General features: G+C 69.1%; 17 protein-coding genes. 6 read left to right on the top strand and 11 right to left on the bottom strand.

What is annotated here, in order from left to right; translation table 11 throughout:
* Nucleotides 1–11: 11 nt before the first annotated feature.
* Nucleotides 12–416 (bottom strand): hypothetical protein, encoded by a 405-nt coding sequence (locus QZ647_RS15125; protein ID WP_286354467.1) that lies wholly within the window; start codon nt 414–416, stop codon nt 12–14.
* Between the two features lie 101 nt (nt 417–517).
* Here QZ647_RS15125 and meaB point away from each other — a divergent pair, with 101 nt between their 5' ends.
* The 3 genes from meaB (at nt 518) to QZ647_RS15110 (ending at nt 3910) form a co-directional block, all read left to right on the top strand.
* Nucleotides 518–1456 (top strand): methylmalonyl Co-A mutase-associated GTPase MeaB, encoded by a 939-nt coding sequence (meaB, locus tag QZ647_RS15120; protein WP_291272958.1) that lies wholly within the window; start codon nt 518–520, stop codon nt 1454–1456.
* Between the two features lie 30 nt (nt 1457–1486).
* A complete protein-coding gene (locus QZ647_RS15115; RefSeq protein ID WP_291272957.1) occupies nt 1487–2659 on the top strand; it encodes a hypothetical protein in 1173 nt (390 codons plus the stop codon).
* A gap of 111 nt (nt 2660–2770) precedes the next feature.
* Nucleotides 2771–3910 carry a methyl-accepting chemotaxis protein gene (locus QZ647_RS15110; RefSeq protein WP_291272956.1) on the top strand — a complete coding sequence of 380 codons (1140 nt, stop codon included), beginning with the start codon at nt 2771–2773 and terminating at the stop codon, nt 3908–3910.
* Between the two features lie 8 nt (nt 3911–3918).
* Here the strand turns inward: QZ647_RS15110 and aguB are convergent, their stop codons facing one another.
* Nucleotides 3919–4773 (bottom strand): N-carbamoylputrescine amidase, encoded by an 855-nt coding sequence (gene aguB, locus QZ647_RS15105; protein ID WP_291272955.1) that lies wholly within the window; start codon nt 4771–4773, stop codon nt 3919–3921.
* The gene (locus QZ647_RS15100) at nt 4770–5795 is read right to left on the bottom strand and encodes an agmatine/peptidylarginine deiminase (RefSeq protein WP_291272954.1); all 1026 of its coding nucleotides are present in this window, start codon (nt 5793–5795) and stop codon (nt 4770–4772) included. Before QZ647_RS15100 ends, aguB begins: the two co-directional genes overlap by 4 nt.
* A gap of 167 nt (nt 5796–5962) precedes the next feature.
* Between QZ647_RS15100 and QZ647_RS15095 the strand changes: the two genes are divergently transcribed.
* Together QZ647_RS15095 and QZ647_RS15090 are read left to right on the top strand one after the other, a co-directional pair.
* Complete coding sequence (locus tag QZ647_RS15095) at nt 5963–7876, top strand: CocE/NonD family hydrolase (RefSeq protein WP_291272953.1); 1914 nt, start codon at nt 5963–5965, stop codon at nt 7874–7876.
* Nucleotides 7877–7919: 43 nt separating this feature from the next.
* Nucleotides 7920–8438: a hypothetical protein gene (locus QZ647_RS15090; protein WP_291272952.1), complete on the top strand. Its 519-nt coding sequence runs from the start codon at nt 7920–7922 to the stop codon at nt 8436–8438.
* A 35-nt stretch (nt 8439–8473) separates the two neighbouring features.
* On the opposite strand, the gene QZ647_RS15085 is transcribed toward QZ647_RS15090, so the two are convergent.
* The 7 genes from QZ647_RS15085 to dnaK form a co-directional block, all read right to left on the bottom strand.
* Nucleotides 8474–9538, bottom strand: coding sequence for an SAM-dependent methyltransferase (locus tag QZ647_RS15085; protein ID WP_291272951.1), 1065 nt, complete (start codon nt 9536–9538; stop codon nt 8474–8476).
* The gene (locus QZ647_RS15080) at nt 9535–12087 is read right to left on the bottom strand and encodes an MMPL family transporter (protein ID WP_291272950.1); all 2553 of its coding nucleotides are present in this window, start codon (nt 12085–12087) and stop codon (nt 9535–9537) included. Before QZ647_RS15080 ends, QZ647_RS15085 begins: the two co-directional genes overlap by 4 nt.
* Nucleotides 12088–12090: 3 nt before the next feature.
* Nucleotides 12091–12978 (bottom strand): hypothetical protein, encoded by an 888-nt coding sequence (locus tag QZ647_RS15075; RefSeq protein ID WP_291272949.1) that lies wholly within the window; start codon nt 12976–12978, stop codon nt 12091–12093.
* Complete coding sequence (locus tag QZ647_RS15070) at nt 12975–13841, bottom strand: RNA polymerase sigma factor RpoD/SigA (protein WP_286354478.1); 867 nt, start codon at nt 13839–13841, stop codon at nt 12975–12977. Before QZ647_RS15070 ends, QZ647_RS15075 begins: the two co-directional genes overlap by 4 nt.
* Nucleotides 13842–13903: 62 nt before the next feature.
* Nucleotides 13904–14284, bottom strand: a complete 381-nt coding sequence (locus QZ647_RS15065) for a helix-turn-helix transcriptional regulator (RefSeq protein WP_286354479.1) — start codon at nt 14282–14284, stop codon at nt 13904–13906.
* Entirely contained in the window at nt 14277–15344 is a 1068-nt protein-coding gene (gene dnaJ, locus QZ647_RS15060) for a molecular chaperone DnaJ (RefSeq protein WP_291272948.1), read from the bottom strand. Before dnaJ ends, QZ647_RS15065 begins: the two co-directional genes overlap by 8 nt.
* 78 nt (nt 15345–15422) lie before the next feature.
* The gene (gene dnaK, locus QZ647_RS15055) at nt 15423–17312 is read right to left on the bottom strand and encodes a molecular chaperone DnaK (protein ID WP_291272947.1); all 1890 of its coding nucleotides are present in this window, start codon (nt 17310–17312) and stop codon (nt 15423–15425) included.
* A 149-nt stretch (nt 17313–17461) separates the two neighbouring features.
* Between dnaK and yacG the strand changes: the two genes are divergently transcribed.
* Nucleotides 17462–17650, top strand: a complete 189-nt coding sequence (gene yacG, locus QZ647_RS15050; RefSeq protein WP_291272946.1) for a DNA gyrase inhibitor YacG — start codon at nt 17462–17464, stop codon at nt 17648–17650.
* Between the two features lie 30 nt (nt 17651–17680).
* Here yacG and QZ647_RS15045 read toward each other — a convergent pair whose 3' ends face one another.
* On the bottom strand, nt 17681–18631 hold the full coding sequence (locus QZ647_RS15045; protein WP_291272945.1) for a glycosyltransferase: 951 nt from the start codon (nt 18629–18631) through the stop codon (nt 17681–17683).

Genomic DNA, 18631 nt, shown 5'->3' with positions numbered 1-18631 from the left:
GGACTCCAGGGTCAACGACGGGGATGCCCGGAGGCGGGCTTTGGTTCCGGCCGTTCTTTGGCGTAGCAGGCACGGCACAGGGCCTTGGCGGGATCCTCCGGCACGAAGGGCAGGTATTCCTGACCCCCGCAGACGGCGCAGGTGATGTGGGTGAGGATGCGGGCCGCATCCTTGCCCCCCTTCCGCTTGTAGGTGAAGGAGCGCCGGTAGCAGTCGGGGCAGAGGTAGAACTTCTGGCCCGTCTCGACCCTGAAGTGCATGCCGCACTCCGCGCAGATCTTCTCCCGGGGGGCCTTGGGGTCCGGCGGGGCCACGGCCACCCGCTTGGTCAGCAGGACCGGGGGCTTCGCCGGGGCGGTTGCGGGAACCGCCTCCCCGGATTCGGGGTCATTGGAGGGTTTCGGCCCTTTGATCATCGTGTTGGTCCCACAGCGGCCGGGGCCGGAACAAGCAGAGTACCGCATCCAGACCCGGGGGGCGAGTTCCGGTCCTGGCGGGGTGCTGGCATGCTGGGCTCATGGTCCCCCCCCTCGAGCTTCTGGAGCCCCTGCGCCGCGGCGAGCCGCGCGCCGTGGGGCGCGCCATCTCGTGGATGGAGAACGGCCACCCGGGAGCCCGGCCCCTCATGGCCAGCCTCTGGCCCCACCTGGGCCGGGCAGTCGTGATCGGCATCACGGGTGCCCCCGGGGCCGGCAAGAGCACGCTCACCGACCAGCTGGCCCGCACCCTCCGCGCCCAGGGCCAGAAGGTGGGCATCCTGGCGGTGGATCCCACCTCGCCCTTCAGCGGCGGCGCCATCCTGGGCGACCGCATCCGCATGCAGCGCATCGCGGCCGACCCCGGCATCTTCATCCGCAGCATGGCCACCCGGGGCGCCCTGGGAGGCCTGGCCCGCGCCACCCAGGACGCCATCGACATCCTGGATGCCGCCGGCTTCGGCACGATCCTCGTCGAGACCGTGGGCGTGGGCCAGGACGAGGTCGATGTGGTGGCCTGCGTGCAGACCTGCTGCGTGGTGCTCGTTCCGGGCATGGGCGACGAGATCCAGGCCATCAAGGCCGGGATCATGGAAGTGGCCGATCTCTTCGTGATCAACAAGGCCGACCGGGATGGGGCCGACCAGGTGGAGCGGGAGATCGAGGCCATGAAGTCCCTGGCCATGCCCCGGGGCTGGGATCCCCCGGTGCTGCGCACGGTGGCCCAGCGGGGCGAGGGCATCCAGGCGCTGCTGGACCGGGCAGGGGATCACGGCCGCTGGCTGCGGGTCCACGGGGGGTTGGCTGCCAAGGCACGGGAGCGCGCCCGCCTCCGTTTCGACTCCCTGCTGGCGGAGGAAGTCCTGCGGCGGGCCAAGACCCAGGCGGGCCCGGCCCGCGTGGAGGCCGCCATCCAGGCCATCGCCGACCGGGCCCTCGATCCCTATTCGGCCGTGGCGGAAATCCTGGGCGAAGCTTGAGTTGCAGGGCATTCACCCGATAGGCGGGACATGGGAAGCCGCAGCCTGAACAAGGAAGACCACGAAGCCATCCGCATGGTGTTCCAGCGCCTCTGCGAGGCCGAGGACAAGGTGGAGCTGCACTTCGGGGCCTTCAAGGGGGAGTTCCGCGTGCTGGCCGAGGCCTCGGACCGGGTCATCCTCGGCATCTCCGAGGTGGAGCGGGGCCAGTGGCGCCTGAAACCCGGCTCCCGGCTCACCCTGAACCTGCTGGACCGGGGCCTGCCCTTCGAGGCCGTGGTGGATTTCCAGGGCCACGGCCGGCTCCACGGCGCAGAGGCCTGCCATGTGACCCTGCCCCGCATGCTGCGGGCCATGGACACCCACCGGCTCGCGGATTTCTCCCCGGACCGGCCCGTGCCCTGCGCCTTCGGCGATCAGCAGAACAATGTGCGGGACGGCACGGCCACCGCGTTCGGAGAGGACGGCCTGGAGCTGGCCCCGCCGGAAGGCACGCGCATCCTGGGCGACATGCTGAGGCTCAACGCCACCTCCACCGTGGAGCTTCGCGCCGCCGTGGGCGACAGCCTGGCCCTGCCGGTCCGAGTGGCCTACTTCGGCGAGCGGGTCTGGGGCCTGCGCATCCTGGATTCGGCCGACCCCAAGCTGGTCGGGCGCTATCGCCAGTGGGTGATGGAGGCGCGGCACCGCCAGGAGCAGAAGGACCGCTCGCGCTTCAACCCGGGAGGCCTGGAGGCCACGCGGATCCCCGGCAAGCCGGATCCCACCCGCGCCTCCGCCGCCCCCCGCCTGCTCGTGGACAAGGACCCCCTCCTGCTCGTGGTGGCCGAGGACGAGGCCCTCTGCACCCGACTGGCGGAGGCCCTGGGCCGCAAGTACGGCGTGGCCGCCCTGGATGGCAGCCAGGGCCTCCTCAAGCCCAGCCTCGCCACCCTGGGGGCCGGCGAGCGGGACTGGGGCCGCGTCAAGCTCGTGATCATCCACCAGCGGATCCGCGCGGGCACCGCCTCGGAGCTGTGCCGGCGGCTGGTCAAGAAGGAAGGTTGTCCCCTGCCCGTCCTCCTGGCCGGCCAGGAAGAGGATGCCGAGCTGAAACGGAACCGTGCCATCGCCGCCGGGGCAGTGGATCATCTGGTGGTGGAGCCCTTCCACATCCTGAGCGTGCTCCGCACCCTCGACACGACCCTTGCCTTGTTCAACTAGATTTCAGAATCCCCCGCCATCCTCCGATGCAGAGGGGTTGCCCGTTTCGCCCCGATGGAGTTGTAGATGTCCTGGTCAGATCGCTTGAGCGTACGCGGTAAATTAGTGTTGATGCTTGCCTTGCCCATGGCCGGCTATGCCTTTTTCAACCTGCACGACACCTGGGGGAACTACCAGGAGCTGCGCGCCGCCGGCCTGGTCGAGCGGGGCCTGGACATGGCCCAGCCCCTCTGGCGCTCCTTCGTCTTCAACATCGCCGCCTCCTTCGTCGTCTGGATCGTCACCTTCCTCGTGGTCTACCGCCTCAGCCTCCGCATCACCCAGCCCCTGAAGGCCCTGGCTGAAGGCCTGCAGCGCAGCGACCTGACCCTTCAGCTGGCGGTGGCCAGCGAGGACGAGGTGGGCCAGGCCGCCGCGGCCTTCAATGCCTACAACAGCCGCCTGCGGACCATCTTCCGGGATCTCACCGGCTCTTCGGCCTCCGTGGCCAGCGGCGCCACCCAGCTCTCCGCCTCCAGCGAGCAGATGGCCGCCACCAGCAACTCCCTGGCCCAGAATTCCGAAGCCCAGCGCGCGGCGTTTGAGCGGGTGGCCGCGGCCGTCACCGAACTCTCCGCCTCCATCGAGCAGGTGTCCGGCAACATCCGACGCTCCCAGCAGGAATCCGAAGCCGCGGTCGCGGCCGTGAACCTGGGCTCCGGGGCGGGCCGCGAAAGCGCCAAGGCCATGGAGGACATCCGGACGGTGGCCGCCACCATGGTGACCGCCGTGCGCCTCATCCAGGACATCGCCCGGCAGACCAACCTGCTCTCGCTCAACGCCGCCATCGAGGCCGCCAAGGCCGGCGCCATGGGCAAGGGCTTCGCCGTGGTGGCCGAGGAAGTCCGCAAGCTGGCCGAGCGCAGCGGCGCCGCCGCCCGCGAGATCGGCGAGCTCATCGAGCGCAGCAACGCCTCGGTGGATCAGGGGGCGCAGATGGTGGCCGCGACCGTGGACGCCCTCGCCACCATCGAGTCCAACATCGAGGGCCTGGCGGCGATGATCCTCGAAGTGGGCGCTGCCGCCGACGAACAGGCCCGCACCAGCGCCGAGGTGGCCGAGCAGGTCGACACCAACCTCGAGCGCGTGGCCCACAATGCCACGGCCACCCAGGAGATGGCCCGGACCGTGGCCGAGGTCGCCGGCACCGCCGCCGAACTGGCCCGCGTCGCCGACAGCCAGAACCACCTGGTGGGGCAGTTCAAGGTCTAGGGACCAGGTCAGGGCTTGGCGATCAGGCCGTAGAGGTCCGGGCGGCGGTCCCGGAAGAATCCGAACGAGGCGCGGTGGCGCCGGATCTCATCCAGGTCCAGATCCGCCATGATCACGCCGGAGTCCGCCCGGCCCAGCTCGGCCACCTTGTCGCCGCGGTGGTTCGCGATGAAGGAATGGCCGTAGAAGGTCTGACCCCCTTCGAGGCCGATGCGGTTGGAGGCCACCACCGGCACGACATTCGACACGGCATGGCCGATCATGGCGCGCTGCCAGAGGTCCTTCGTGTCCAGGCCCGGGTTCTCGGGTTCGGTGCCGATGGCCGTGGGGTAGAGCAGGATCTCGGCGCCCAGGAGCATCATGGCCCGGGCGCACTCCGGGTACCACTGGTCCCAGCAGATGCCCACGCCCAGCTTGCCGAAGCGGGTGTCCCACACCTTGAAGCCCGTGTTGCCCGGCCGGAAGTAGAACTTCTCTTCGTAGCCCGGGCCGTCCGGGATGTGGCTCTTGCGGTAGATACCCAGCACCGAGCCGTCGGCGTCCACCAGGGCCAGGCTGTTGTAGAAGGCATGGCCATCCCGCTCGAAGAAGGAGACGGGGATCACCACGCCCAGTTCCTTCGCCAGCTTCTGGAAGCGGGCAATCGTCGGATGTCCCTCGGCGGGCTTGGCCCAGTCGAAGAACTCGTCCTTCTCCTCGCGGCAGAAGTAATAGCCCTCGAAGAGCTCAGAAGGCAGGATCACCTGGGCTCCCTGGGCGGCGGCCTCGCGCACCAGGGCCTCGACCCGGGCCACATTCTCCTCGAGGCTGCCCGTGAAGGCGCACTGGGTGGCGGCGACGCGGACGCGGGTCGTGGGCTTCACAGGACCTCCGGCTGCTGCTGGGTGATGCAATGGAAGGCGCCGCCGCCGCTGAGGATGGCCCGGGCGGAGCGGCCCAGAACCCGGCGCCCCGGGAAGAGCGGCGCCAGGGCGGCCACCGCAGCGTCATCGTAGGCCGTGCCGTAGGTGGGCACCACGACGCTGCGGTTGCCGATGTAGAAGTTCACGAAGCTGGCGGGCATGAGCCCGCCCTCCTCGTCGAGCACCACGCCCGGCGAGGGGATGCGGACCACCTGGAGCCGCCGGCCCCGCGCGTCGCTGGCGGCGGCCAGGTCCCTGGCGAGGCGGTCCAGGGTGGCGGCATTGGGATCAGCTGGATCCAGGGACTGCATGCACACCACCACCCCCGGCGCCACGAAGCGGGCCAGCGTGTCGATGTGGCCGTCCGTGTGGTCGTTGAGGAGCCCCTCATCCAGCCACAGCACCTTGTCCGCGCCGAGGCCATCGCGCAGGGCCGCCTCGATCTCGGCCTGGTCCAGGCCGGGATTGCGGTTGGGGTTGAGGAGGCACTGACGCGTGGTGAGCACGGTGCCCTCGCCATCGGCCTCCACGGAGCCCCCCTCGAGGACCCAGGCATGGTCGGTCCGGGGAGCGCCACTGAGGGCCGCCACCCGTCCCGCCACCCGGTCATCATCGGGCAGCAGGTACTTCCGGCCCCACCCGTTGAAGCCGAAGCAGGCCGCGTGCAGGGCGCCTCTGCCATCCTTCACGAAGATCGGTGCCGTGTCCCGCAGCCAGATGTCGCCCACGGGCACCCGGTGGAAGCGCACTTGGCCGAGGACGGAGGCCAGGGCGGCGCGGGCCTCGGCCTCGGTGGCGGGGTCCTGCACCAGGATGTCGAGGGCCTCGCCCCCCTCCTCTGCGATGGCCACGCAGAGGGCCGCCCATTCCGCCTGGGCCGGGCCCAGGTTCTCCTTCCAGAGGTGCCCATGGCCGGGCCAGGCCAGCCAGCAGGCGCTGTGGCGATCCCACTCGGCGGGTTGCAGGAAGGATGGCTGGGACATGGCTCGGGGACCCCGGGACTGGATGGGCTCCAGGCGGAGCCACCTTCCAGTTCAGCAAAAGCCCCTCCCCAGGTCGAGCCTTATTGCTGCGATGACAGGGATCGGCTCCGGAATTGCCCAAGGAACCGCGAGGCCGCATACCATGATGCTTCCATTCCGAGGCCCCCGTGACCCTGATCCGCGCCCTGTGCGCCACGCTCCTGTCCCTGCTCTTGCCCCTGGTCCTGTCCGGCAGCTCGACCGGGGCCCGCGCTCAAGAGGCCGGGGCCCCCGATCCCTCCCCGCGCACCCACTACACCAAGCGCGAAGTCCTGATCCCCATGCGGGACGGCGTCAAGCTCTTCACGGCCATCTACACGCCGAAGGACGCCCACCGCACCTACCCCATCCTGTTGCAGCGCACCCCCTACAGCGTGTGGCCCTACGGCGAGGCCGCCTTCCCTCCCCACCTGGGCCCCTCGGCCCGCTTCCAGGAAGAGGGCTTCATCTTCGTCTATCAGGATGTGCGCGGCCGGATGATGTCCGAAGGCGAGTTCGTGAACATGCGGCCCCAGCGCACCGTCAGCGGCGCCGCGGTGGATGAGAGCACGGACACCTTCGACACCCTGGACTGGCTGCTGGCGCACACGGAGCGGAACAACGGCCGCGTGGGCCAGTGGGGCATCAGCTATCCCGGCTTCTACACCGCCGTGGGCATGCTGTCGGGCCACCCAGCCCTCAAGGCCGTCTCGCCGGAGGCGCCCATCATGGACTGGTTCACGGGCGACGACTTCCACCGCAACGGTGCCCTCTGGCTGCCCCATGCCTTCAACTTCATGACGAGCTTCGGCCTGCCCCGCCCGGAGCCCACCCAGAAGTACCCGACGCCGCTCCAGCACGGCACCTCGGACGGCTACGCGTGGTTCCTGCGTCTGGGCCCCACGGCCGCCACCCGGCAGTACACGAAGGAAGTAGCCTTCTGGAACGAGATGCTGGCCCACCCCACCTACGACGCCTTCTGGCAGGCCCGGAACCTCCGGCCCCAGTTGAAGGCCGTGAAGCCCGCCGTGCTCACCGTGGGCGGCTGGTTCGACGCGGAGAATCTCTACGGCGCCCTCCAGCTGTTCCAGACCGTCAACCGCCAGAGCCCCGCCACGGACAACCGCCTGGTCATGGGCCCCTGGTTCCATGGCGGCTGGGAGCGCAGCAAGGGGGACCGTCTGGGCCCCGTGCAGTTCGGTTCCAACACCTCGGACTGGTTCCAGGCCGAGGTGCTCTTCCCCTTCTTCATGCACCACCTGAAGCAGGAGAAGTCTCCGGATCTCGCCAAGGCCACGGTCTTCGAGACCGGTGCCAACCGCTGGCACCGGCTGGAGGCCTGGCCACCGAAGCAGGCGAAAGAGGCCAGGCTCTACCTCCAGCCCGGCGGGGGCCTGTCCTTTGCGCCGCCCCCCGCCGAGGGGGGGGCCGAGTCCTTCATCTCCGACCCGGCCAAGCCCGTGCCCTTCATCGAACAGGTCGCCATCGGCATGCCCAAGGAGTACATGACCGCCGATCAGCGCTTCGCCGGGCGGCGACCCGATGTGCTGGTCTTCCAGACCGAGCCCCTGACCCAGGACTTGACCTTGGCCGGCCCCCTGCGACCCGAACTCTTCGTGGCCACCACCGGCACCGATGCCGACTGGGTGGTGAAGCTCATCGATGTCTATCCCGATACCTTCAGGAACCCTGACTTCCAGGAGGGCGGCTCACCCTGGGATCGCACGCCCAACCCCATGGGCGGCTATCAACAGCTGGTGCGCGGCGAGGTCATGCGCGGCAAGTTCCGCGACAGTCTGGAGCACCCGACCCCCTTCGTGCCCGGCCAGCCCACCCGCGTGGCCTGGTCCATGAACGACATCTTCCACACCTTTCAAAAGGGGCACCGCGTCATGGTGCAGATCCAGAGCACCTGGTTCCCCCTGATGGACCGCAATCCCCAGGTCTTCACCAACATCAACGAAGCCCGGGCCGAAGACTACCAGAAGGCCACCCACACCGTGTTCCACGACGCGGCAAGACCCAGCGGCATCGGCCTTCACCGGTGGCCGGAACAGCCCTGAGGGCGTTCCGCCCATAGGGATCGCCTTCGCCACGGAGCCACCGATGATTCAAATCCGTTCCATTCATTACAAGCGGCGCTGGTACTACGCCCTGTGGTGCGCCCTCCTCCTGGCGAGCCTCGCTTTCCTGTGGCGCTGGGAAACCCCGGCCAGCCAGGGATCCGCCGAGCTGACCATCAAGATCCAGGTGCTGAATGCTCCCCCGGAATGCACGGTCCTGTTCTGGACGGGCCCCAAGAAGGCCTGGCCCGGAGCCAACCGGGAAGCTTCCTTGAACCAGCCCGGACGGCCGCTCACGGCGGCCGCCGAGGCCGTCGGCAACCTGAAGGCCCGCGTGGCCTACCGCCGCTGGGTCGGGGACCTCATCCCCCGGCGGACCGATGATCTCCTCATCTTGAAGTTCCAGCCGAAGTCCGAGGCCCCGCGCTTCTTCGTCGTGCCCCTCGACGGGGATTGGCAGAGCCGGCTCCTGCGTCCCGGCAGACGGATGGGCATTTCCGCATCCGTTGACTGGAGCGGCCTCTGGCTGGATCCGATGTCGATTCCCAAAAGCAGCCGATGACGCGAGGGGCGAGCCGGAGGACCTCGACGAGGTAGCTACTCGGCCCGCCCTTTCCACCCCTCCAGCACCCGGAACCGGCTGCCCATCATGTCCGGGAGGGTGAGCTGGAGGAGGTTCTCGGTGCGCTTCATGCGCTCGGGGGTGGGCAGCGTCATCCATTCAGCCCCCCACCGTTCCAGGGGCGCGTGGGTGCGGATCCACTTGCTCAGCTCCATGTGCGAGAGCTGCGTCATCCCTTCCTGTTCCAGCAGGATGGCGAGTCGCGTGAAGTCCACATCGGCGGTCAGGTCGGCCTCGCCCAGGTCCTCGTGCCACTTGCCGTCCACGCTGTGGGCCTTGTAGCGGCGCAGGTCGGCTCCCTTGGCCAGCAGCCGGTCTGCGGCCTCGCCGTAGTCCACGGTCAGGAAGAGCCCCGCCTCCAGGGACCGCGCCAGTTCGTGGACCAGGCCGGGCATGGACTCGCACCAGATGCTGCCGTCGCGGGGCTCCAGGCCATCGGTCCGCGCGGCGAACCAGGCTCCGGCCTCGCCGGGATCCGCCGCCTGCCACTCGGGACCCGCCGGCGTCAGCACCTCGCGCGTCCACCGCGTGCCGTCCCATCGCCAGGGCTGGGCGGGCAGGGCATCGAAGAGTTCGTTGCTGAACACCGCGCCCGTAAACGGTTCCAGGGGTTCGTCCTCGGCGGCGAATCGCGCGCGATTCGCCATCAGGAAAGGCGCCAGGGCTTCTTCCGCCGCCCGGTGGGCGGCAGGGTTGTCGTCGCGGTGCACATAGATCAGCGCTTCGGCGAAGGGACCTGAGACGGCATTCAGCACATCGCGGCCCAGCCAGCCGCGGCCCGCGCCGGGTTCGAGTGCGGTGAAGCGGGCGGGCCGATCCAGGCGCTCCCACGCGGCTTCCAGACGCAGGGCCAAGGTCTGCCCCAGCAGGGGTCCCAGATCCAGGGCCGTGTAGTAGTCCTTGCCGTCGAAGCCCCAGGGGCCCTCCTGGCGCCGGTAGTAGCCGTGCTCCGGATGGTAGAGGCCCAGGGCCATCACCTCGGCGGCGGGGACGGGGCCTGCGGAAAGTCGGGTCTGCAGCAGCTCGTTCAGCGGATTCACTTCTTCTCCAGAGGCCACTTCTCCAGCAGCACGGGCAGCAGCCACTGGGTGAGGAGCAAGGCCAGGGCCACGCCTCCCAGGCAGGCGAGACCGAGACCCCGCAAGCCGCGGTAGCCGCTGAACACCATGCCGCCGAATCCGGCGAGGGTCGTGCCCGCGCAGACGGCGTTCACGCGGGCCACGCGCTGGGGGGCGTCGGCCTCCCCCCGGGCGCGGTGCAGCAGGTTGAAGGCGGTGTCCACGCTGACGCCCAAGGCGATGGGGATGGCCATGAGGGACAGGAAGGTCAGCGGCTCTCCGCCCCAGCCGAGGGCCCCCAGGGCGCCAGCCTGGCTGGCCAGCAGCGGCACCAGGGCGAGGCAGGCGAAGCGGAGGCTGCGCCCGAACCAGGCGATGACGGCGAAGATGCCCGCCAAGGCCAGCAGCACCGCCTCCCGCACCGCGTCCCGGGCGATGCCCTTCACCACCCGGAAGAGGGGCTGGGTGCCCACGAACCGCCCCCCCGCCGCTTCCACCACCGGTGTCAGGCGGGTGAGGGAGGCCTCGTCGAGGCGGATCGGCACCGTGAGGGCGGGGGCCAGCGGCGCGGATTTCCCGCGTCGGTGCAGGCCCTCCCACAGGTTCCAACGATGGCTCCCCTCGGGCGGCTGGGCCGCCCGCGGCAGCAGGGACTGGAGGGCCCGCACGGGTTGGGCCGGATCCGCGGCGGCGGCGGCCAGGGCGGAAAGGGGGCCCTCCAGGCCCGCGGGATCCAGCCCGGCCTTGGTCGCGGCCTCCAGGACTTGGTGGCGCCAGGTTTCAGAGCCCAGGACATGGCGCAACTCCGGATCCAGGGTCTTCCAGTCCGGCACCGGCAGGCCCGCCTCCCGCAGGATCGGGCTCAGCTTGTTCCACCGGGCCGGCAGGCGGTCGGGATCATCGAGGGGGATCTGGATGGCCAGGGGCTGGAGGCTGGCGCCAAGGTTCTTGGTCAGGCGCTCCTGGAGCGTGAGGGCGGGGTTGCCCTGGGCGCGGAAGCGGCGCAGGTCCTCCTCCCAGCGGGTGCGCGGCGCACCCGCCAGAGCCAGCACCAGCAGGGCCAGCGCGGCCCAGGGGGCCCAGGCCCGGCGGTGCGGCAGGGGTGCCGGTGGGCCTGGGGCGAAGGTCCCCCGGCCATGATCCAGGGCCATCAACAGGGGCGGCAGCACCAGGAAGGTGGCCGCGAGGCAGGCCAGCAGGCCCAGGCCCGTGGTCAGGCCCAGGTCGCGGATGCCCGGGAAGGGCGCGAAGGCCAGGGCCAGGAAGGCCAGGGCCGTGGCCAGGGCGCCCGCCACCACGCCGGGGCCCGTGCCGAGCAGGGCGGCGCGCAGGGCCCGGGGTTTCGGCCGGCCGGCCCGGCGCTCCTCGCGATACCGGCTGAAAAGCAGGATGCCCACATCATCGCCCACGCCCAGCAGCACGGCGCCGAAGCCCGCGGCCATGAGGTTCACGCGGCCCAGCATCCAGCCCGTAAGGCCCAGGGCCCAGAACATGCCGACCAGGAGGGGCACCATCACGAAGCCGTAGCCCGCCAGGGTGCGGAAGCCCAGCCAATAGACCAGGCCGATGAGGACGAAGCTGAGAGCCAGGCTGAGCAGCACCTCGCCCGTGAGCCGGTGCGATTCCCAGGCGGTGATGGCATGGGCCCCCGTGGCCTGGAGGGGGAAGGCCCGGTCCGCCTGGGGCCCCAGGGCCGCTTCGACCTCCTGGAGGCTGGCGGTGGCGGGCAGGGGGCCCCCGCCACCGCGCCCCAACCAGACCAGCGCGCGGGTGGTGGCCTTCACCTCCGAGGCGGGGAAGCTGGCCACCAGTGGCAGCATCACGAAGCGGCCGTCCTTGGTCTCGAGATACCCCGTGCGCATGCGCAGGGTGAACGCGCGACCCAGCTCCCGGGCCTTGGCCATGCCCTCGCCGTTCTGGGGCGCGAGATCCCGCAGCCCGAGCGGATCCAGCCGTGCCAGCGCCGCGGGCAGCGGCTCCGGGGAGGCCAGGGCCTTGGCCGTGGCCTCCAGGCGGCGCCTCAGCCCTTCGGGATCATTCAGGGGGGCGAGGCGATCCCCCAGCCAGGCCGGGGCCAGCGTATAGAGCGTTTCCGTGGTGAGGCGGCTGACGGCGGCATCCCCTTCCGTGATGGCGCCCACGGCCAGCAGGGCGGGCCAGGGACTCAGGCCGCCGGGGCCCGGCACCGGGACGGGGTCCGACAGGCGCCCTTCGGCCGCCAGGCCGTTCAGGGGCAGGTTGCCTTCCTGGAGCAGGCGGTCCACCAGGCCTTCGGCCCAGGCCCGGCGGGCCTCGAGATCAGCCTCGCCGCCCTCGGCCACAAGCCAGAGCAACTCCTGCTGACCCACGCCCGCCTCCAGGTTGGCCCGCACGGCCGGGTGGTCCGTGGGCAGGAGGCTCATCAGATCCAGGGCCCGCTCTACGCGGAGGGTGCCCAACCCCAGCAGCAGCGTCAGGCCGGCCGTGAGGAGCCAGAGGCCCGGCGACCGGGAGAGGTGCAGACGGAGCAGGCGGCGCAGCAGCGAGTCCATCGCCTAACGACGCTCCAAGCGATCGATCCAGAACCGGAGGGCCGGTACCATCTCCACGCGCTCGGCCCCGCGGAGGCGCTCCAGGAGGCTCCCGTCCTCGAGGCGGGCCAGCGGATGGTTCTCCCGGCGATCCAGGGCCTCCGGAGGCCCGGCCGCGGTAAGGATCGTGGGCAGCTCTTCGCTGTAGCGATGGTCGAGCAGCTGCGCCAGTGCCTGAGCGACGCGGATGTCGGTATCCATGCGGTCCCAGTCGTCCAGCACGAGCAGGGGTTGGTCCTGCAGCGGCTCGATGAGGTCGCGCACGCTCTGGAAGGCCTGGTTCTGATAGCTGCGGATGTCGTGATAGACATCCTTGATGGACTGGCTCAGGGTCCGCAGCGAGACAAAACGGCCCCCCTTGCCCACGCGCTCGGTCCAGGCCCGCAGCGCCGCGGCGGCCAGGGTGCTGCGCCCGCTCTGGGCGGGGCCGTGGATCCACCAGAGCTCCCAGCCATGGCGGAACTTGTGCTTCCCGTTCAGCGCCCATTGGGCGAGGGCCTCGGCGCCGACAGGGCGGATGCCGTGCTCCGGTCGCCGCTTGAGGGCCTGCATCAGCTTGACGAGGTCGTCGCGCCCTTCCAGTTCGCCCACCTCCTCCGCCGGCCGGGCCAGCAGCTCCTCCAGGTCGCCGACGCGATCGAGCAGGGGGCGGACATGGCTGGCCTGGGCGTTGTTCCACCACTTCCAGAAGCGGGTGAACTCCGCCTCGCGGTAGCGGGCGGGCAGACCCAGCGTCTCGACATCCGGCGCCAGGTCCACCGTGCAGCCGCACAGGACCACCGGTTTCTGCGGATCGGGATCGAAGATGAGGCCTTTTCCCTGGCAGCGGGGACAGTCGGGACGGCCCTTCATGGCTCGTCCCCGCCCCACAGGAAACCACCCAGGATTTCGCGGCGGCGCTCGCGGATGCGCGAGAAGGCGCGCTCCTCCAGCTGCCGCACGCGCTCGCGGGAGATGGGCGGGTCGAACTGCTTGCCGATCTGCTCGAGGGTCAGGGGATCGTGGCCGCCCAGGCCGAAGTGCAGGGCGATGATCTTCCGTTCCTTCTCGCTCAGCGTCGCCAGGCTCGCTTCGATCTGCTCGAGGAAGGCCTCCTGGTCGAGCGTGTGCATGGCGGAGGGCTCCACCTCCTGCTCCAGGCTGTCGCCCACGGTGAGGTCGGAATCCCCCAGGCCCTGCTCGGTCGAAACGGTGGAGGTGGTCTGCTGCAGCACCTGCAGCCGCTGGACCTCATCCACGCTGAGGTTCGCGGCCTCGGCGATCTCCTTGATCATTGGTGTGCGGCCCAGGGACTGGCTGAGTTTCTGGGTCACCCGATTGAGCTGCACCAGATGGCCCGCCACCTTCTGGGGCAGGCGGATCTTGTTCCCGTGCTCAGCCAAGGCGTGGAAGATGGCCTGCCGCACCCACCAGGAGGCGTAGGTGAGGAACTTGTTCAGCCGCTCGGGGTCGTAGCGCTTGGCGGCTTCGATGAGGCCCAGGTTGCCCTCGCTGATGAGGTCCAGCAGGTCGAGGCCCATGCCTTCAAACTTCCGGGCCTCCTTCACCACGAACCGCAGATTGCCCTCCACCAGCTTGCGCAGGCCCTCGGGATTGCGGTCGTTCTGCCACAGCCGCCCGTTGATGCGCTCCTCCTCCGCCGTCAGCAAGGGCAGGTGGCGGATGGAGTCGAAGTACTTGTCGAGCGAACGCTCTTCGAGATGCCGGAGGGGCACGGTTCACCTAGGAGGAAGGTTCAGCATAGCAAGCGATCCCGGCTCCCAGCGAAGCCTCGCATTCAGCTGCGCTTGCGCAGCCCGTGGGAAGGCAGCTTCACCAGACCTGTGGCCGAGGTGCCCGGCTTCGGAATGTCTTTCAGGCCCGCGGCTTCCAGGGCCTGCACCAGGCGATCCACATCCTCCTGCATGCGGTTCAGCCGGTCCCGCAGGCCCAGCACCACTTCCACACCCGCCAGGTTCACGCCCAGGTCGCGGGTGAGGTTGAGGATGAACTCGAGGCGCTCCAGGTCCTCATCGCTGTAGAGGCGGGTCTTGCCCTCGGTGCGGCTGGGTGTCAGCAGACCCTCCCGTTCGTAGAGCCGCAGGGTCTGGGGGTGCACGCTGTAGCGCATCGACACCACGCCGATCATGTAGGCGCCCATGCGGGGATCTTTAGCCATGATTCGCACTCCGCTGCTCGCGCACTTCGGCATCGTTCAGGTCGGCCAGCTCCCGCAGCAGCTCCTTGCTGCGCTCGTCCTGGACCTTGGGCGTCACCACGGCCACCTCGGCGATGAGGTCGCCCCGCTGGCTGGCCCGGGGGATGGGCATGCCCTGGCCCTTGAGCCGGAGCTTGGCGCCGGTCTGAGTGCCGGGCGGCACCTTGATGGTGGCCTGCCCCTCCGGGGTGGGCACCTCCACCTTGGCCCCCAGGGCCGCCTCGGAGAAGCTGATGGGCAGCCTCACATACAGGTTCGGGCCCCGGCGCTCGAAGCGGGCATCCGGCTCCATGCTGATCTGCAGGAAGAGGTCGCCCGGGCCGCCGCCGCGCCGGCCAGCCTCACCCTTCCCCGCCACCCGCAGCCGGGCGCCATCCTCCACCCCTGCGGGAATGGCGATGGTGACAGTCTCCTGGCGGGCATGGCGCCCGGCGCCGCCGCAGTCGGGGCAGGCGGGAGCCCGCATGCCACGGCCCTGGCAGTCCGGGCAGGTGCGGCCGAAGGACAGGAACCCCGAGCCGCCGCCCAGCTTGCCCTTGCCGTGGCAGGTGCGGCAGGGCTCCTGCTTCTTGTGGGCCTCGCCCGTGCCATGGCAGGTCAGGCAGGGTTCGGAGCGGTTGACGCGCAAGCTGAGGCGAGTGCCCTCGAAGGCCTCCCGGAAGCCCAGGCGCACCGCATGGACGAGATCTTCGCCCCGCTCGGGGCCGTGACGGACGGGGCGGCCCCCGAAGCCCGCGAAAACATCCTCGAAGGAGAAGCCCCCGCCCTGGGGGAAGCCCGGCGGGACCTGCGCCCCGGGACCGTTGGGATCGCCGTGGAGGTCGTAGTTCTTCCGCTTCTCGGGGTCCGACAGCACATCGTTGGCTTCCGAGAGCTTCTTGAACTCGGCCTCGGCCTTGGCGTCGCCCGGGTTCAGGTCGGGATGGTGCTTCCGTGCCAGCTTCCGGTAGGCCTTCTTGATCTCCTCTTCCGAGGCTGATTTCGGCACGCCCAGGATCTTGTAGTAGTCGGGGTGGGACATGAGTTTAGTCTAGAGCACTCAGATTTGTTCCGTGCGCAAAAAAGGGGAGCCCGGGGGCTCCCCTTTTTTGGGTGGGACCTAGCTGACGACTTCGGCGTCGATCACATTGTCGTCGCCCTTCTTGGCGTCGCCGGCCGGGGCGCCGGGAGCCGCGCCGTCCTGGGGCGGTTCCTGCTTGTAGAGGCTCTCCGCAAGCTTGTGGCTCTTGGCCGTCAGGGTCTCCAGGGCCTTCTTGATGCGCTCCTTCTCCAGACTGGCCAGGGCGGCCTTGGCCTCGACGATGGCCTCTTCGGCCTCCTTCTTGTCGGCCTCGGGCAGCTTGTCGCCGCTGTCCTTCAGGAGCTTCTCCACCTGGTAGACCATCTGGTCGAGGTGGTTCTTCTCTTCGAGCATGGACTTGCGCTCTTCGTCGTCGGCCTTGTGGGCCTCCGCATCCTTCACCTTGGCGTCAATCTCCTCCTTGGAGAGGCCCGTGCTGCCCGTCAGGGTGATGCTGGCGTCCTTGCCCGTGCCCTTGTCCTTGGCGGTGACATGCACGATGCCGTTGGCGTCGATGTCGAAGACCACCTCGATCTGGGGCATGCCGCGGGGGGCCGGGGCGATGTTGCCCAGGTGGAACTGGCCCAGCAGCTTGTTGCCTTCAACCACCGGGCGCTCGCCCTGGAACACCTCGATGTCCACACCGGGCTGGTTGTCCACGGCCGTCGTGTAGATCTCGCTGCGCTTGGTGGGGATGGTGGTGTTGCGGGGGATGATGACGCTCATCTGCCCGCCGTTGGCATTGATGCCGAGGCTGAGTGGCGTCACATCGAGGAGCAGCACGCCCTTCACATCGCCGGCCAGCACGCCGGCCTGCACGGCGGCGCCCAGGGCCACGACTTCGTCGGGGTTCACGCTGTGGTTGGGTTCCTTGCCAAAGATCTGCTTCACGAGCTCCAGCACCTTGGGGATGCGCGTGGAGCCGCCCACCATCACCACTTCATCGATCTCGTGGTGGGCCAGCTTGGCGTCCTTCACCGCGTTCTCGCAGGGGCCCTTGAGCTTCTGGAGGATGGGCTCGATCATCAGCTCGAACTTGGCGCGGGAGAGCGTCTGATTGATGTGCTTGGGACCGCTGGCGTCGGCGGTGATGTAGGGCAGGCTGATGTCGGTCTGGGTGGTGCTGGACAGCTCGATCTTGGCCTTCTCGGCCGCTTCTTTCAGGCGCTGCATGGCGTCGGCCTGCTTGCGGAGGTCGATGCCCTCGGCCTTCTGGAACTCGTCGGCCAGCCAGTCGATGACAGCCTGGTCCACATTGTCGCCACCCAGGTGGGTGTCGCCGTTGGTGGACTTCACTTCGACCACCCCCTCGGAGACTTCGAGGATGGAGATGTCGAAGGTGCCGCCGCCGAAGTCGAAGACGGCGATGGTGCCGTCCTTCTTCTTGTCGAGGCCGTAGGCGAGGGCCGCGGCGGTGGGCTCGTTGACGATGCGCTTCACCTCCAGGCCCGCGATGGCGCCGGCGTCCTTGGTGGCCTGGCGCTGGGCGTCATTGAAGTAGGCGGGCACGGTGATGACGGCTTCTGTGACCTTCTCGCCCAGGTAGGCTTCGGCGGCCTCCTTCATCTTGGTCAGCACCGCGGCGCTGATCTCCTCAGGACTCAGCTTCTTGCCGATGACATCGATCACGCAGCCGCCCTTCTCCGCCCGCTCGACGGTATAAGGCACGAGCTTCTGCTCGCGGTCCGAGTCGGCATAGGGCAGACCCATGAACCGCTTGATGGAATAGATGGTGCTCTTGGGCTGGGCCACGGCCTGGCGCTTGGCCGAGGCGCCCACGAGGCGCTCGCTGGTCTTGGGGTTGAAGCCCACCACGGACGGTGTCGTGTCCGCGCCCTCGGGGTTCGGGATCACCTTGGGCTGCCCGCCTTCCATGACGGCCACGCAGCTGTTGGTGGTACCGAGGTCAATGCCGATGATCTTGCCCATGTCGTTCCTCCTGGGGCGAGGCCGGGTGGAACCCGCCCTCGACTTCTTGAGGATAGGGGATATGGGGCCCGTGTCAATATAATCTTCTAAAAATTACTCATATTTTCTTCTCGATCAATGTAGACATCAGTCGAGCTATGCTGGCCTCCATGACCCTTCGACCCTGCCCCATCTGCCGCACCCCCACCTCCTGGGAAGGGAACGCCTTCAAGCCCTTCTGCTCGGAGCGCTGCCGCCTCCGGGACCTCGGGGCCTGGTCCACCGAGAGCTACCGCATCCCCGAGAAACCCCAGGAAGAACATGGCGAGGGGTGGAGCGAAGCGATCCCGGAGGAGTGAGCCCCCCGAGAGACCCGTGCCCGGTCGGGCCTACTTGGCCTGGTGGACCTTCTTGACCATGTACCGGGGCCGGTCGCGCACTTCCTGGTAGATGCGGCCGATGTACTCGCCCAGCAGGCCGAAGGCGATGAACTGGCAGCCCACGAAGAAGAAGAGGATGGCGAACAGGGTGAACACGCCCTGGGCCGTGCCTTCGGGGTGCAGGAAGCGGTAGGCCACCAGCCCCAGGAAGAGCAGGAAGCCGAAGCCCGCCGTCAGCACCCCGAACACGCTGAGGGCCTGGAGGGGCAGAAGGCTGAAGCTGGTGAGCAGGTCGAACTGGAGGTTGATGAGCTTCCAGAGGCCGTACTTGCTCTCGCCGGCGGCCCGCTCGGCATGGGCCACGGGTACTTCCGTGATGCGCTTGGCGAAGCTGTTGGCCAGCGCCGGGATGAAGCTCGACCGTTCCTTGCAGAGCAACATGGCGTCCACCACATCGCGGCTGTAGGCCCGCAGCATGCAGCCGTAGTCGTGGAGCTTCACCCCCGTGGTCCGGCGGGTGACGGCGTTGACGATCTTGCTGGGCATGGTGCGGAAGAAGCTGTCGTTGGCCTGGCGGCCCTGGCGCCAGCCGCCCACCACATCGAAGCCCTCCTCCACCTTCGCCACGAGCTTGGGGATCTCCTCGGGGGGGTTCTGGAGATCCGCGTCCAGCGTGACGATGATCTGGCCCTTCGCCTCGGCGAAGGCGCCGAAGATGGCGCTGTGCTGGCCGTAGTTCCGATTGAACTCCACCACCTTCACCCGGGGCTCGGTCCTGGCGATCTCGATCAGCATGGCCAGGCTCCGGTCCCGGCTGCCGTCGTCTGTGAGGATGATCTCCCAGGGCTTCCCGGGGTCCGCAAAGTGCTCCGTCATCACCCGGGAGAGGCGCTCCCACAGGGCTGGGATGTTCTCCTCCTCGTTGTAGATGGGGATGATGATGCTGAGATACGGGTCCAT

Origin of the sequence: Geothrix sp. (genome assembly GCF_020622065.1) — a bacterium.
Taxonomy (GTDB): Bacteria; Acidobacteriota; Holophagae; order Holophagales; family Holophagaceae; genus Geothrix.
Note: the sequence above shows the minus strand (reverse complement) of the source record. Positions and strands in the feature narration are given on the sequence as shown.